Source organism: Halanaerobium kushneri (genome assembly GCF_900156285.1).
Classification (GTDB): Bacteria; Bacillota; Halanaerobiia; order Halanaerobiales; family Halanaerobiaceae; genus Halanaerobium; species Halanaerobium kushneri.
In genome coordinates this window covers 101,101-117,041 of the sequence record NZ_FTNC01000005.1, presented here as the reverse complement: position 1 = coordinate 117,041, position 15,941 = coordinate 101,101, and the positions used below count along the sequence as shown (strand labels likewise).

Here is a 15,941-nt window from a genome sequence, read left to right as displayed (position 1 = left end):
ATTTTAAATTTAATTACATTAATTTTTATTAAAAAATTGTTACAATAATTACATATTATGCTATCTAAACAGAGTATAATTGAATTTGTTACATTCTTTGTTTGATTTATTTTAAGCATTGAATTAACTGAGATTTTACTATAAAATAGTAAAAGTATAATTTGGAGAGAGGTATCTAAATGAATGATTTTAAAGACCGGTTAAGGACTTTAAGAAAAGAAATGAACTTAACTCAGGATAAGTTAGCCACTAAGCTTAATTATTCCCGATCAACAATTGCTCAATATGAAAGAGGGGTTAGAACACCCTCCAACAATTTTTTAATTGAAGTAGCCAACTTTTTTGAAGTATCAATGGATTATTTAATGGGATTAACACATCTCGATTTTGCTAAAAGCAATAATAATTTAAGTGAGTCTTTAATTCAGGCTCTAAGCAAAATACATTCAAAAAAATTTTATTATAAGAAAAATTTTTCTCAAAATGTAGCAGCTTTAGCTTCTGAGATTGGAAAATTTTTATCTTTTTCTGCTCAGAATTTAGAATTACTAAATACTGCTGCTCTACTGCATGATATTGGTGAGATATATTTACCTTTAGAGATCATTAATAAAAATGAAAAACTGACAGCGGTTGAGTTTAAATTGATTGAAAACCACCCCAGATTAAGTTATGAGCTTATATCTGATGTAAAATTTAATTCCAAAATAAAAGAAATCATTCTACAGCATCACGAAAGGCCAGATGGTTCTGGTTATCCAGCAGGCTTAAAAGAAAAAGAAATTTTAAAAGAAGCAAAAATTATTGCTGCTGCAGATTCAATTACAGCAATGCTTTCTGAAAGACCATATCGCAAAGCCTTCAGCCAAAAAGAAGCTTTAAGAATTTTGGTTGAAAATAAGGAACGCAGATATGATCCAGAGATCGTTGAAGTCTGTGTTGAGCTATTTAAAAACTAATCTTTTAATTATTATAAATAAAATGCCACACCAGTATTATTGGCGTGGCATTTTTCTTCTTATCAAATTTTATTGCTTTTTACTTTCTCAATCTTAACCGCAGTTACTTTAAGTTCCGGTATTTTGGCATCCTGATCTAAAACAGGATTTGTCAGTCTGTTGGCCGGACTTTCTGCATAATGGAAGGGCATAAAAATTTGGCCCGGCTGAACTCTTTCTCCTATTCTGACATTGGTTTCTACCTCACCCCGGCGAGAAGTCACTCTGACTCGGTCCCCCTCCTTAATTCTTAACTTTTTAGCATCTTTTTCATTGATTTCCAGATAGGCATCGGGTTCATGTTTATCAATTGGTTCTGAATTTCTGGTCATTGTTCCAGTATGGAAGTGATAAAGCATTCTCCCGGTCATCATGATAAAATCATATTCTTCATCTACCTCTTCAGCAGGTGGGATATAAGTTACAGGATGAAATTTACCCTTACCCCGAGCAAATTCTCCCTGATGTAAAAATTTAGTTCCAGGATCCTCCCTGTCTTTACAGGGCCACTGCAGACCTTTATCTCCCAGTCGATCAGCATAGATTCCGCCATAAATCGGAGTTACTTCTGCAATTTCTGCCATAATTTCTGCTGGAGAATCATAATTCATCTGGTAACCCATTCTAGTTGAAATTTCGGAAATAATCTTCCAGTCAGCTCTGGCCTCTCCAGGAGGTTCAATTGCCTGATTAACCTTTTGAATTCTTCTTTCAGTATTGGTAAAAGTGCCTTCTTTTTCAGCAAAACAGGCAGCCGGCAGCACAACATCAGCAAATTTAGCAGTCTCCGTCAAAAATATATCTTCTACAACCAGAAAATCAAGTTTATCAAGAGACTCTTCTATATGCCGCTGATCTGGATCAGAAATCACCGGGTTTTCGCCTATAATATAGAGTCCTTTAATCTCTTTTCCGGCCTGCTTAAAAATTTCAACAACAGTTAAACCAACTTCTTCTGAGAGTTCTTCTGTCTCCCAGGCACGGGCAAACTTTTCTTTGATCTCAGGATCCTCTACTGATTGATAACCTGGATAAACATTTGAAAGAGCACCCAAATCACAGGCTCCCTGAACATTATTCTGACCTCTGAGTGGATTAACTCCAGTACTTTCTCTACCAACATTTCCTGTCAAAAGTGCTAAATTGGCAACTGATAATACATTATCTGTACCCGTTCTGTGCTGGGTGATTCCCATGGCAAAATAAATTGCTGCTTTATCTGCCTCAGCGTAGAGTCTGGCTGCTTTTTTAATTTTAACTGCCTCAACCCCTGTGATCTCTTCAACTTTTTCAGGTGTATAATCTTCAACCACTGAAGCTAGATATTCATAGTTTTCAGTTCGTTCTTCAATAAATTTCTGGTCGGCCAGCCCTTCATCAATAATTACATGAATCAGACCATTGAGTAATGCTACATCTGTACCGGGCCGGTGTTGGATAGCTACTTCTGCCAGCGATGAAAGTTCAATCTGACGAGGATCAGCGACTATTAATTTTGTCCCCTGTTTTTGAGCTTTTTTCATCTTACTGCCGATTACCGGATGATTTTCTGTTGGATTGGAGCCAATTACAAATATCACGTCTGAACCTTCAATTTCAGCAATCGAATTGGTCATCGCTCCTGAACCAAAAGCCTTAACTAGACCGGCAACAGTTGAAGCATGACATAACCTGGCACAGTGGTCAACAGAATTTGTACCGATTACTGCTCGCATAAATTTCTGCATTAAATAATTTTCTTCATTTGTGCATTTAGCAGAACTCAAGCCTGCCAGAGCTCTTCCACCATATTCATCTTTAATTTCCGTCAGCCTTTCTGCCACCATTGACAGAGCTTCCTCCCATTCGGCCTCTTCAAAACTACCATTTCTTTTTATCAGCGGCTTCTTAAGCCGATCAGGATGATTAATAAAATCATAACCAAATCTTCCCTTAACACAGGCTTCACCATAAGGATTGGGAGTTCCTTCTCTATAGACTGAACCTACTTCTATAACTTTTCTATCTCTGGTTTTAAGCTCCAACTGACAGCCAACTCCACAGTAAGGACAGGTTGTAACAGTCTTTTCAAAATCATATTCTCTACCTTTATTTTGAGAAGGGATATAGCTTAAAGCTCCGGTTGGACAAAGCTCTACACACTGACCGCAGAAAACGCAGGTCGAATCTTCCCCACCCAATCCCTCATCATTAGCTGCCCCAACTTTAGTCTGAAAACCTCTGTCAACAAAATCTATAGCATCTGAACACTGAATATCCTGATCAACTCTGATACATTTACCGCATAAAATACATTTATCAGGATCCAGCTCAATAAATTCATTGTTTCTTTCAATTTCAAAACGTCTTTCAACTTTTGCACCATACGAAGATCGCTCAATACCATAATGATAGGCTAAGTCCTGAAGGATACAGTTTCCACCTGCCTCACAGGTCATGCAGTCTAAGGGATGATCTGAAATTAATAAGTCAAGGATTGTCCGGCGTGAATCTTCTACTCGTTCGCTTTTGGTTAAAACTTCCATCCCTTCTTTTACCTCAGTTGTACAGGAAGTTTTTAGTTTTCCGTCAGCAAGGTCTTCAATTAAACACATTCTGCAGGCACCAACATCTTCTAAAAAAGAGCTGTGGCAGAGAGTTGGAATTACAATTCCATTTTCTTTAGCAGCTTCCAGAACTGTTTTACCTTTATCAACTTCAATTTTTTTGTTATCTATAATAATTTCCACTATTTAATTTACCTCCTCTGCTTGCTTAATTAGTGTTTCGTATTCTTCTCTAAAATATTTAAGAGTACTTAAAACCGGATTGGGAGCAGTCTGTCCCAGTCCACAGAGGGAGGTTTCCTTAATTGTATTTCCCAGCTTTTCTAATTTATCGAGATCCTGACGTCTTCCTTTACCCTCCAGTATTTTCTCCAGAATATCAAGCATCCTCTTTGTACCCACCCGACAGGGAGTACACTTACCACAGGATTCATCTTCAGTAAATTCCAGAAAAAATCTTGCCACATCAACCATTGAATTATCCTCATCCATAATTACTAAACCACCAGAGCCAACTATGGCTCCTACTTTTTTGACTGACTCATAATCTATTTGTAAATCTAGATATTCTTTAGGAATTGTACCTCCAGAAGGTCCACCGATTTGAGCTGCTTTAAAACCTTTATCCTCAGCAATTCCACCAGCAATATCAAAAATTATTTCCCGGAGAGTTGTGCCCATTGGTACTTCCACTAAGCCTGTATTTTTAACATCACCAGCCACTGCAAATACTTTTGTTCCTTTACTTTTTTCAGTACCAATACTGCTAAACCAATCACTACCCTGATTAATAATTGGTACAATATTGGCCAGTGTCTCTACATTATTGATCACAGTTGGCTTTCCCCATAAGCCAGAATTAGCAGGGTAGGGTGGTTTAGTTGAAGGCTGACCTCTTTTGCCTTCTATAGAAGCAATAAGTGCTGTCTCTTCTCCACAAACAAAGGCGCCTGCTCCTACTCTTACTTCCAGATTAAATGAAAAATCACTTCCATAAATATTGCTGCCCAGATAGCCATTGTTTTCTGCTGCCCTAATTGCTATTTTTAAATTCTTAACTGCCAGCGGATATTCTGCTCTAACATAAACATATCCCTGTTCTGCTCCAATTGCATAACCTGCAATGATCATTGCTTCAATTATACTATGGGGATCACCTTCCAAAATACTGCGATCCATAAAAGCACCCGGATCACCCTCATCTGCATTACAGATTATATATTTTTGTTCCCCTTCTGCCTGATGGGCAAAACTCCACTTCATACCGGTGGGAAAACCTGCGCCCCCTCTTCCTCTAAGCCCCGAATTTTTAATTTCTTCAATTACTTCCAGAGGAGTTAAGTTATTCAAGACAGATTTCAAGGCCTGATAACCGTCTCTTTCAATATATTCTTCAATTTTATTGGGATCGATAATCCCTGTGTTTCTTAAAGCAATTCGCTTCTGTTTTTTCATAAAACGGATTTCCTTAAAATCTTCTATCTTTTCTCCGTTTTCTTCGGTTAATAAATCTTCAACAATTTTACCTTGCAGCAGGTGTTCTCGAACAATTCTTTCCACATTTTCTGTCTTTAAATGGCCGTAAAATGTACTGTCATCTTTTATTATCGCAATTGGTCCCAAACTACAGGGGCCTATACAACCTGTATTACTGATCACTGTTTTTATTTCATAATCTTCAGTTAAATTAAGTTTTTTTATTTCTTCTTCAAACCTATCTTTGATCTCCTCTGCTCCGGCAGATAAACAGGCAGTCCCGGCACAGATTAAAATTTCTTTTTTTGCCATTTTTACACCTCAATTATTAATATTTATTAATTACTTCTGGAATTTTTGCTGCTGTAAGATTACCATGTACCTGTTCATCAATCATAATTACTGGCGCCATACTGCAGGTCCCCAGACAGCGAGTTACAGTCATCGTAAATTTATTATCAGCAGTTGTCTGGCCTGTCTCAATTTCTAATTCTTCTTTTAGTCTATTTAAAATATCTTCTGCCCCTTTAACATAGCAGGCTGTTCCCATACAGACACCAATTGTATGCTCACCTTTGGGTTCTGTAGTAAAAAAAGAATAAAAACTTATAACTCCATAAATTTTACTCATAGCAACTCCCAGCTTTTTACTGGCATAGCGCTGAACTTCAACCGGAAGATAACCTATTTCTTCCTGAATATCATGGAGGACAGGGATCAAATTACCTTTTTTCTCTTCATATTTTTCAAAAATATGATCAAGTGCACTCAATTTAATTACTGCCATTTTACTCCCCCTTAACTCATTTTTTTAATCTTCTAACTTTTTTGTTAGATAAAAATTTTCGCTCACAGCAAAAACTGTTTTAAAATAGTCACTATTAATACATCTCCCCCTTTTCAAAAGGGGGAGATGTATTAATTAAATCTTCTTATTTAACCAGCATTGCTTTTTCTAGCTCCACTCGCTCTTTTCCATTCAGCAGATATTCCACTATAGTTAACGCAAATTCCATTGCTACTCCCGGGCCTCTGCCGGTGATTATATTATCATCAATTACTACTCTTTCTTCTCGGTAATTTGCTGACTGCATTTGATCACCAAAGCCGGGATAACTAGTTGCATTTTTCCCTTCCAGAATCCCCGCTGCCTCCAACACAATTGGAGCAGCACAGACTGCCGCACATAGATTTCCTTTATCATTAACTGCTCTAATTAATTTTAAAAGCTCAGCGCTATTTCTTAAATTTGCTGCTCCAGGCATTCCTCCTGGTAAAACGACAGCAGAGATATCATCAGCACTTAACTCTGATATTTCTGTATCTGTCTCTATCTTAATACCATGATCACCTTCAATCTGCTTACTACCAATTCCAGCAGTAATTACATCCATTCCTGCTCTTCTTAAAACATCAATATTTGTCACTGCTTCAATTTCTTCGAAACCAGCTGCTAAAGGAATTAAAATTTTACTCATAGTTAGCCTCCTTATTTGCATTTTTTTCTTTAAATTGTGATTTTAAATATTCATTTACATCTTCCGGAAGTGACCGCAGATGATAATCCTGTTGAGGAAATGGAATTTCAATATCATGTTCTTTAAAGTTATCCCAGATTGACATTAAAATTTCACTTCTAATATTCTGAATTCCATTTCGGGGATCACTGATCCAAAAACGAAGTTCAAAATTCACCGAACTATCTCCAAAGCCCATTAAAAGAACATTGGGGGCCGGATCACTTAAAATTCTATCCTTCTCTTCTATAGCTTGCATCATTAGTTTTTCAACCTGTCTTAAATCACTATTATAAGAAACTCCAACCTCTGCCTCAACCCGGACCAGCTCATCACTGTAAGACCAGTTTATAACTTCTTTAGTAATAAAATCTTCATTTGGAATTAAGTATTCCTTTCCAGATCTTGTTACTACAGAAACAAAACGGGTATCAAGTTTTCTAACCCATCCATATACATTTCCTATTTCTACAACATCTCCAGGCTTAATTGATTTGTCAACGAGAATAATTATTCCACTAATAAAATTGGAAACTATTTTCTGTAGTCCAAAACCAAGACCAACACCAATAGCACCACCAAGGAAGGCAAAGGCACTTAAGTCTATTCCTACAGCACTCAGAGTAAATAAAACAGCAGATGTGAAAATTAAAAACTTGGAAATCTTATTCAAAAGCACTTTAATCGAAGGTGTTAAACCATCACTGCTGTCAATTCTGGAAGTAACAATCCTGCTGACTTTACCAGCCAACCAGAATAAGATACTAAAAATAATAATGGCTTTAATAATAAGCAGCAGAGAGATTCTTAAGTTACCACTGTTAAAAGCAAGACTGTCAAGTAAGTTTAGAGTTTCCTGATAAATATTTAGAATCCTTAAAGCTGCAATTATCCAGATTAAAAATGATAAAAAACGAAACATTTTATTCCGGGGAAAAAACAAACTAATCGCTTTAACTATTAACCAGGCAGAAACTAAATTACCAAAGATACTGATAATCACAAATGGTAAATTAAAGGCTGCCGCAATAACATAATAAAGACCAATTAAAATCATTAAAACTAAAGGAAATAATAATTTATCAAGAATCCTTATTTTTTTGCGTTCTTTTAAAGCATTAATTTTTCCCAGCAAATCATCAACATGACTATATAAAAATTTAGATATGAAAAATGCACTTACAGTAATTGCAGCAAAAATGATTAGTTCAATTAAGTTTGCCCAGACCAAAAGATTATTCTGTATTTTATCAATTATCAGCTGCAGATAATTTTCCAGCTGAATATCTTCAAACATTTAATCACCTCTTTAAATCTTATTATCTTATCGATATTATAATCTAAGTTACTGAAAATATCAGCAGCTAAACCGTAATTTTAAACTACTGACCTGATAAAGACATTCTGCATAAAAAACAGTAAGAAAAATGAAATCACTGCAGCTGTAATTGGAGTCAATACCCAACCAGCACCAATTTTACCGAGTAATTTAAAATTAATATTTCGACCACCTTTAGCGAGACCCAGTCCCAGTACGGCTCCCACAACTGCCTGAGAACTTGATACTGGTACCAGTGGTAAAGAAGGTAGGCCAAGCATAATCAGAAAATTTTTAAGACTGGCTGAAGCGAAAATAAAAAGAGTAGTTGAACTTGCCAGTACTACAATAAAAGCTCCTACAGGTGAAATATCCATAATATTCGAGCCAACAGTTAGCATAACTTTTTTTGAATAAGTAACTACTCCCACCGAGATAGCAATACCCCCAAGCAAAAATAATTGCTGGGCCCCACTAAAAGTAAAGATACCCAAATTATAATCCGGAATATTCATAATTCCAGTAAAAACTCCCATTACATTAGCAATATTATTAGCCCCGAGAGAATAAGCTCCAAAAGCACCTACAATTAATAATCCCCAGCGGGTATAAAAATCAAGCTGCAAAAGATGAATTTTAGCATTATTGAGCCATTTTTTGAAGATAAAATATAAAATCACAGCAAAAAAAGCCGAAAGTACTGGAGAAAATATCCAGGCACCAACTATTTCCCTTAACACACTGAGATCAGTTGCAAAACCGGAATAAAGATTCCAGCCTATTATTCCTCCAACGATCGAATGAGATGTAGACACTGGCAAACTCAATTTTGTCATCCAGGAAACTGCAACTGCTGCTGCAAAAGCAACTACAAATGCTGCCGGTAGGGTCCCAACCTGTCCCAGAGCTCCAAGAGTATTTGAAGCCCCCGCACCACTGACTACTGAACCCAAAATTACAAATACTGTCATGATTAAAGCAGCTGTTGAAAATTTAAGCATCCTGCTGCCCACCGCGGTTCCAAAAATATTTGCCGCATCATTGGCACCTAATGACCAGCCTAAAAATAGACCACTGGAGAGATAGATAATAACTTCAATCATTTTTCACACCACCATTTACTAGTTTAAATTCTTCTCTTAACAGCTGCCACAGAAACATCTTCACTTACCATTTCTGCCTGGTCAGATAAAGCAGCAATTTCTTCAATAAAATATCGTAGCTGCAGCTTATAGGCAATATCAATCTCCTTGCATTGATCAGAGAATATTTTTCTTTTTAGTCGTTCCTCATTTTTGTCTGCCTGATGCTCATAAAAATGTACCTTATTTACATAATCATTAACCTGAGAAATCTCTTCAAAAAAAGCTCGAACTGATTTAACCAGCATATCTACTGCCTCAGAACTATTTTCTACAAGTTCTAAAAAATCACTTTCTAATTCTTCTGGAATCACTGGTTTTTCAATAGAGATCTCATAAATAACTTCCTTTGCCAGGTCAGTTATTGTATCAATTTCTTCAATAATATTCAAAACATCAGCCCTTGATTCCGGAATCAACATATATTTATATAACTTATATTTAATATCTTTTTGATGCTCATCCGCATTATTTTCAATCTTTTTAATATCAGTTAGAGATTCCTCAAAAAGATTAAAATCTTTCTGGATATACCTTTTCAAATCTCTTTTAAAAGTCAGAGCCCCTCGATTAACAAGATCTAAATATTCTGTAATTTCAATTTCCAGTTCTCTGGAACGGCCAAATAAAATGTGAGGCATAATTGTCACTCCCTGAGGTATAATTTTAATTCTTCTTTTAAATTTTCAGCATCAGTAAAATGAATGACCCTAATTCCCTTTTTAAGTGCTGCTTTAATATTTGGTTTAGAATCATCAATAAACAATGTCTGTGATGCTTTTAGATCAAATTTATCTAAAAGATGTTCATAGATTTCAGCCTCAGGTTTAATCATTCCAATTTCTGCCGAAATCACCTGTCCATCAAAATACTTAAAAAAATCATATTCGCTGCTGATATAATCAAAGGCCTTTTTCTGAAAGTTAGATAATATATATAAATTGTACTTTTGTTGTGCCAGAGACTTTATGATTTTCAGAGTGTCTTCTTTCAAAGTCAGAATTCTTTCCCAACCCTCCATAACATCTGCAATCAAATTTTTAATTTCAGGATTTCGCTGCTGCCATTTTTCTACTGCCTGTTTTTGAGTAATAGTTCCCCGGTCAAGCTGCAGCCATTCTTCGCTTGCGAAAATCTCTGACATAAGTTGTGACTTTATTTGTTCACTGTAACCCAGTTCTCCTAAATAAAGATCAGGTTTAAAATCAAGCAGAACATTTCCCAGATCAAATACTATATTTTTAATCATTACATAGCCTCCATCCTGACGATATCAGTCGCATGTAAATTTTTCCTTAAAAACCTTAATTTTATAGATAAAATTAACAAATTCCTGTTATCTAAATATCTTCTTAATATATTATTCTAGCTTGATTAAAGTTTTCCTGTTTATTTTTAGCTTTAAAAGTAAAAAAATCCGACTAAAAGGCCGGATTTTTAAAATTTAATTTAAATTTTTAAGTTTTTCTTAAATATTATTTAATTAAATCTTCCAAATTATTCTATCTCAGTTTTCATTTTCTTTATTAGTTTAGTAAATCTTTTATTATAGCCTTCCTGAAATTCGGAAACTTTCTGTGCTAACTGCTGTCTCATCTGAGCATTCATTCCATTCTGCCCCTGATTATTACCACCCTGAGCAGCAGCCAGAGGATTCTGACCCTGTCCCTGTGCCTGTTCTAAATGCTGTTTAACCTGCTCATCAAGCTGTTTTTTCTGAGTCTGATACTGCTGTTGTAAACTTTGAGCCTGAGTAAACTGCTTTTCGAAAAAAGTTGTATTAGCACTTTCCTTAAGTGATTCAACAGCAACCACAGCCTCTTTCCGTCTTTTTATCTGTTCAGAAGAATTACGAAGTCCAATAGATTCAATTAACATCAACTGAGCTTCTTTTAAATAAGCTTCCCCTTTATTTTCTAACTTATGCCATAAGCCTTCAGCATCCATCTCTTCTTTAAAAAACGGAGCCATAATATCTTTTAGCTCTTCCCTAATTTCGAGAGAGTTTACCTCCCTATCACCTGTTCCATAAACTTCATCGGCTCTTTCCATTGCAATCTCATAAGCACTTTTCATTATTATCAGTCCTCCCTAAAAAGATCAAAAAATCTATCCTGATATGCATTAAAAACTCCCCAGCGATCAAGCTCCTGCTTCAATCGAGCAGGATCTTCATCCCCATTTTTAACCATCTCAAACATTTTTTCGATCTCTTCACTGGCTGCAATTGGCAGTCCTTCGAGATTTCTGGTAACTACAGAGTAACCATTATCATCTGTGCTTAAAAATCCCTTTTCTTCATAATCTGGAAGTTGAGATTTATAGGCACTTTTTAACATTAGAGTCTGAATAAATTTCATCAGCGAAACATCCCAGAGTTCATCTACACCTTTAATAATTACTGTTAAGTTATTATCATTCTCATCTATTTCTTCCCGTATTTCAGCTTCAGCAGCCTCAATTTCTCTGCCAATAGTAAAGGTACTAATTGACTGCTTTTTATAGTTCATCTTATAAAGTAAACCGGCAAGATCTGGATTTTCGCGGGCAATCATTTGCATTGCTTTTTTTGCTTCACCACTAAACCCACTCATATTTATCATATAATCCGGAGTTAAAAGTTTTGGCTTTTCCCAGGTTATTTTCCCTTCGCGAACCTTTGTTTCGGGTCCTTCCTCCGGAAATTCATCAAGATAATATGGCCTGCTGATTACATAATAGTGGAGAGTTGTATCATGTTCGGTAGAAATTAAATCGTCTGGCTCAAGCAATATCTCAGTATTTTCCAGCACTTCTTTAATTCTCTGCTTATCTTTCATTTTAACTCCTCCTCTCAAGCCTCAAATGGAGTTAAACACTCCTAATCTATATATTATATTATACCTTATCTGGAACAATTAAGTCAAAAAAGACTGAAGCAGCTGCTTCAGTCTTTTATTCTAATTATTCTTTTGAAAGTTAATCAAAGCTTTGCCGATAATCAACGAAAATACTGCAGCTACAATTATTTCAGGTATTCCATTTGTAGCAGCAACAGCCAGAGCAGCACTTAAAGGTAAATAACCTCTGATTACGGCCAGAGTTAAAACACCGGCTGTATTGACAATAGTACCAACTGCTCCAGCCAGTATTAAAGAAGTACTCTGGTTTAATTTTTTTGTTGATTGATAGGCATAATAAGCAGCCACTCCAATAAACAAACGCGGTAATATAGCAATAATCGGGTCAGCAAAAATCGGATTTGTCGCCCTAATAAAACTAAAAATACCAAAAATCAAACCAATTAGAAGACCTACAATCGGACCTTCAATAATCCCTCCCAAAATAGCCGGCAGGTGCATTATCGTTGCATGTCCGGCTGCGCTTGGCCAGGGAATTAAGCCCAATCCAGTAGCACCTAATATAATAGAAATAGCTCCCAGCATACCAGCAATCACGATCTGTCTTGTTTTGAGTTTTATTTTCTTTTCCTCCCATCCCAGTCCATTGATCCAGGTGGACTAAACTTATTGTATTTAACAGCTTCTAAATGGGTGCAGCTCTTAATCTTAAGATTCCGCCCCGGCTGTTATAGCTATATTATAATAATTATCAGCCTAAATAACAAGTGTTTTTAAGAATTTTTTCTTAAAGTCTCTATTTTAGTCGTTTTAACTTCTCTTTTTAGTTAATTTTTTCAAATAATTAATAATAACCTCATCAACTTCCATTGCTTTAAAGTGCTCAATCAACTTATCCTCCTTAAAGTAACGAAGCAGTCTAACCAAATAGCTCATTACTTTATTTCTTTTGCTCTCTCTTAAAAGCTGACGGTGGAAGAGTTCGGTTCCCATTTCATAATAATTTAGTTTTAAAGCCGCAATCAAACGGTAAAAATCGAGATACTCATCATCTAAAAATTTACCATAAGGAATTTCTGTCAGAATTGGAGCAGGATCAGCAAATCTTAAAATAGTTTCATAGTAAGCAACAGTGTCAAAATAGCTTTCTACATCAGACTCTTTAACCCGGGCCACCAGTTCTGATTTTTGATCCTCCTGCAGATCCGACTGATATTTTAAAAGTCTTAATCTGGCATAACTCAAAGCCGGAGTACCAATATTGGCAGTCTCAACTTCTTCAATTACAGTCTTTAATTCTTCCGTTGTTATTTCTCGACCCTGATCGTAGATTGTCTCATCTCCATCCAGAGCAGCCAGACTTATAAACAAACGGTTATTATAAATATCCTTTTTCTTAATCTGCTCAACTCCACCAGTATCAACCAGGTTAAGCAGACTGTCAAGTAAACTTTTTTGATAATTTCTCGCCTCTTCATTTTCAATCAGCATCATTAAACTTGCCAGTAAATTATCATCATTATCTAATAGACCAGCAAAATCATTAACAAAATTAGCCAGTTCCTCCCCATCACCATGATCCACTAAAAATCTCAGATAGTCAGAAGCTACCTGCCAGTTATGGAAATGGCCATCCTTTCTGCTCTTCTCAATAGCAAAGGCTGTCTTGATTTTTTCTTCAGCTGCCTGTAAATTTCCCTGCTGATAATCAGCCAGGAATAAGAGTCTCAAATAATCAGGATTTTTCATATGTTCAGTTTCAAGCTCTTCAGCAAAATTAGCAAATTCCGAATATAATTCTGTAGCTAGATACCGGGCCAGAATATCAAGAGCTATCTGGGAGTTTTTAGGCGGCAGATCTCTAATTTCAGCCAGTAATTTACTACCTTCACTTTCTGCTTTACTCATTTTGAGGTTATCCAGCTGCTGAAAAACATTAAAAATCTTAGCGGCCTGAGATAGAGCCTCTTTCTTTTTTAAATTATTATTTTCTTTAAGATTAAACCTTTCTTTAATAAAATCATCTAAAAATGAGATTACCCGCATATGTTTATATTCTTTAAGCTGATCATAATATTTTTCAAAAAGGCTTAAAGCACTTACTACATCGTCCAAATCCATCAGGGTTTCCAGTCGGAAAACAATTAACTGCAAATTCTCGGAATCAATCTGCATTGCTCTCTCGATAATATCATTAACCCGCTGAAAGTTTTGACCCTTTTTATAAACCTCAGCCAGAGCAATTAATAGTGGAATGCTTTCGCCTTTATCCTCTAAGGCCTGGCGCACCAGAGTTTCTGCCTCATCAATCTCTTCCTGATCCAGCATAATGTTCACCAGTGGGGAAATAAAAGCCTCATCTAAATCAGTTCCCATTAGCTGCCAGGCATGTCTTAAATATTTTCCAGCTTCCTGATAATTATTACTCTGTAAACTATAAACTATCAGAGGCAGCAAAAACCTGTGTTCAAGAGGATAATTTTTTACAGCATCTTTAAGCAGATTTAATACCTCTTCTTCATTTTCTGCATCTTTAATTGCCTCAAAATATTCCTCTACATTCTTTCCTGGATTATTGCGGGCACAGCATTTTTTGAATTTCTTACCACTGCCACAGGGACATAGTTCATTTCGACCTATACTATAAGAACGAACCGAATCATTTTTTCTTCTTTTAGCAATACTTTCTTTTAAACCTTTGAGTCGTTTGTCCATTTAATTCCCTACCTTTCTTAATCAGAGCTAATATTTCAACATTAATAGAGCTCCATCAAGCCAAATAGCTTCTGGAGCTCAATCATTTTTATTTAACTTTATTTTAATCTTATTATAGCAGATGCTGAAAATAATTTAAAGTAAAGAAATAACTACTCAGCTTTAATTATTTCTTCAATATTTTTAATCAGTAAGTCTATATCTTCTTTCTCTACAATCAGCGGTGGTAAAAAGCGCAGAGTAGTTTCTTTTACTGCATTAACTAAAAAACCACGCTCAAATAGCTGGCTGGTGATCTCTTTTGCTGATAAGCTTTCAGCGACTTCTAAAGCCAGCATCAAACCCAAACCTCTAGTTTCAATTAAATTATTATTTGAAGAAACTAATTTATCCAGTTCCCCTCTAAAATAGGCACCTTTTTCCTTAACAGAATCCAAGAACCCAGGTTCCAGCATAATATCCATTACCTCAGCCGCGGCTCTTGTTGCCAGAGGATTTCCACCAAAGGTTGTTCCATGATCACCCGGTTCAAAAGCTGAAGCGACTTTTTCTTTAGCCATAAAAGCTCCAATTGGAACCCCTCCTCCAAGCGCCTTAGCCAGCGATATAATATCAGCCTCAACTCCATAATTTTGATAGGCAAAAAGTTCACCAGTTCGTCCCATTCCACACTGAACTTCATCAAAAATTAGAAGAATATCTTTTTCATCGCAGAGCTTACGTACTCCTTCTAAATACTCCTGAACAGCAGGATAGATTCCACCTTCACCCTGAACTGGTTCCAGCATAATTGCTGCTGTCCGATCTGTAACTGCTGCTTTTAAAGCAGCCAGGTCATTAAAGGGAACTGTAGAAAAGCCTTCTGGTAGTGGGGTAAATGGTTTTTTATATTTATCCTGTCCGGTAGCAGTTACAGTTGACATTGTTCTTCCATGGAAAGATTTATCTGCGGTAATTGTCTCAAACTTATTGCTTCCTTTTTTCTTGAAATATTTACGGGCCAGCTTTAAAGCACCTTCATTGGCTTCTGAACCACTGTTAGCAAAGAAAACCCTATCATAACAGGAATTCTGACAGAGTCTTTTCTCCAGCTCGGCCTGTGGTTCAATATAATAAAGATTAGAACAGTGAATTATTTTATCAATCTGATCTTTTAAAACCTGCTTAAAACGCTGATTGCTGTAACCTAAAGCATTAACCCCAATTCCTGCCAGAAAGTCACGATAAACTTTGCCATCCTTGCTGTATAATTTTATTCCCTCTGCTTTTTCAACATAAAGCGGGTATCTACCACTGTAGACATTCATAAAATGTTTCTCATCCATCTCAATAATTTCTTCTATTTCCATCTTATCAATTCTCCCTTCTCTTTAATAGAAATAATCAATT

General features: G+C 36.0%; 14 protein-coding genes. 1 reads left to right on the top strand and 13 read right to left on the bottom strand.

The features are described from left to right. Positions 1-179: 179 nt before the first annotated feature. Positions 180-959, top strand: a complete 780-nt coding sequence (locus BW929_RS05095; RefSeq protein WP_076544296.1) for an HD domain-containing phosphohydrolase — start codon at positions 180-182, stop codon at positions 957-959. 62 nt (positions 960-1,021) lie between these two features. Here BW929_RS05095 and fdhF read toward each other — a convergent pair whose 3' ends face one another. From fdhF to BW929_RS05030, 13 genes are all read right to left on the bottom strand, one after another. Then, positions 1,022-3,730 carry a formate dehydrogenase subunit alpha gene (gene fdhF, locus BW929_RS05090; RefSeq protein ID WP_076544295.1) on the bottom strand — a complete coding sequence of 903 codons (2,709 nt, stop codon included), beginning with the start codon at positions 3,728-3,730 and terminating at the stop codon, positions 1,022-1,024. Continuing rightward, positions 3,731-5,332 carry an NADH-quinone oxidoreductase subunit NuoF gene (gene nuoF, locus BW929_RS05085; RefSeq protein ID WP_076544294.1) on the bottom strand — a complete coding sequence of 534 codons (1,602 nt, stop codon included), beginning with the start codon at positions 5,330-5,332 and terminating at the stop codon, positions 3,731-3,733. It lies immediately after the preceding gene. Positions 5,333-5,348: 16 nt separating this feature from the next. Further along, positions 5,349-5,807, bottom strand: a complete 459-nt coding sequence (nuoE, locus tag BW929_RS05080; protein WP_076544293.1) for an NADH-quinone oxidoreductase subunit NuoE — start codon at positions 5,805-5,807, stop codon at positions 5,349-5,351. Between the two features lie 145 nt (positions 5,808-5,952). Beyond that, positions 5,953-6,498, bottom strand: coding sequence for a DJ-1 family glyoxalase III (locus BW929_RS05075; RefSeq protein WP_076544292.1), 546 nt, complete (start codon positions 6,496-6,498; stop codon positions 5,953-5,955). Continuing rightward, a complete protein-coding gene (locus tag BW929_RS05070) occupies positions 6,491-7,834 on the bottom strand; it encodes a mechanosensitive ion channel family protein (RefSeq protein ID WP_076544291.1) in 1,344 nt (447 codons plus the stop codon). The genes BW929_RS05075 and BW929_RS05070 overlap by 8 nt, the downstream gene beginning before the upstream one ends. Positions 7,835-7,914: 80 nt before the next feature. Then, complete coding sequence (locus BW929_RS05065; RefSeq protein WP_076544290.1) at positions 7,915-8,958, bottom strand: inorganic phosphate transporter; 1,044 nt, start codon at positions 8,956-8,958, stop codon at positions 7,915-7,917. A 23-nt stretch (positions 8,959-8,981) separates the two neighbouring features. Continuing rightward, complete coding sequence (locus BW929_RS05060; protein ID WP_076544289.1) at positions 8,982-9,638, bottom strand: DUF47 domain-containing protein; 657 nt, start codon at positions 9,636-9,638, stop codon at positions 8,982-8,984. Between the two features lie 5 nt (positions 9,639-9,643). Beyond that, positions 9,644-10,246: an HAD family hydrolase gene (locus tag BW929_RS05055; RefSeq protein WP_076544288.1), complete on the bottom strand. Its 603-nt coding sequence runs from the start codon at positions 10,244-10,246 to the stop codon at positions 9,644-9,646. A 248-nt stretch (positions 10,247-10,494) separates the two neighbouring features. Continuing rightward, positions 10,495-11,073 (bottom strand): hypothetical protein, encoded by a 579-nt coding sequence (locus BW929_RS05050; RefSeq protein ID WP_076544287.1) that lies wholly within the window; start codon positions 11,071-11,073, stop codon positions 10,495-10,497. A gap of 5 nt (positions 11,074-11,078) precedes the next feature. Then, a complete protein-coding gene (locus BW929_RS05045; protein WP_076544286.1) occupies positions 11,079-11,816 on the bottom strand; it encodes a polysaccharide deacetylase family protein in 738 nt (245 codons plus the stop codon). A 120-nt stretch (positions 11,817-11,936) separates the two neighbouring features. Further along, on the bottom strand, positions 11,937-12,488 hold the full coding sequence (locus BW929_RS05040; RefSeq protein WP_076544285.1) for an ECF transporter S component: 552 nt from the start codon (positions 12,486-12,488) through the stop codon (positions 11,937-11,939). A 159-nt stretch (positions 12,489-12,647) separates the two neighbouring features. After that, on the bottom strand, positions 12,648-14,552 hold the full coding sequence (locus BW929_RS05035) for an SEC-C metal-binding domain-containing protein (protein WP_076544284.1): 1,905 nt from the start codon (positions 14,550-14,552) through the stop codon (positions 12,648-12,650). 152 nt (positions 14,553-14,704) lie between these two features. Next, complete coding sequence (locus BW929_RS05030) at positions 14,705-15,901, bottom strand: aspartate aminotransferase family protein (protein WP_076544283.1); 1,197 nt, start codon at positions 15,899-15,901, stop codon at positions 14,705-14,707. Positions 15,902-15,941 lie beyond the last annotated feature (40 nt).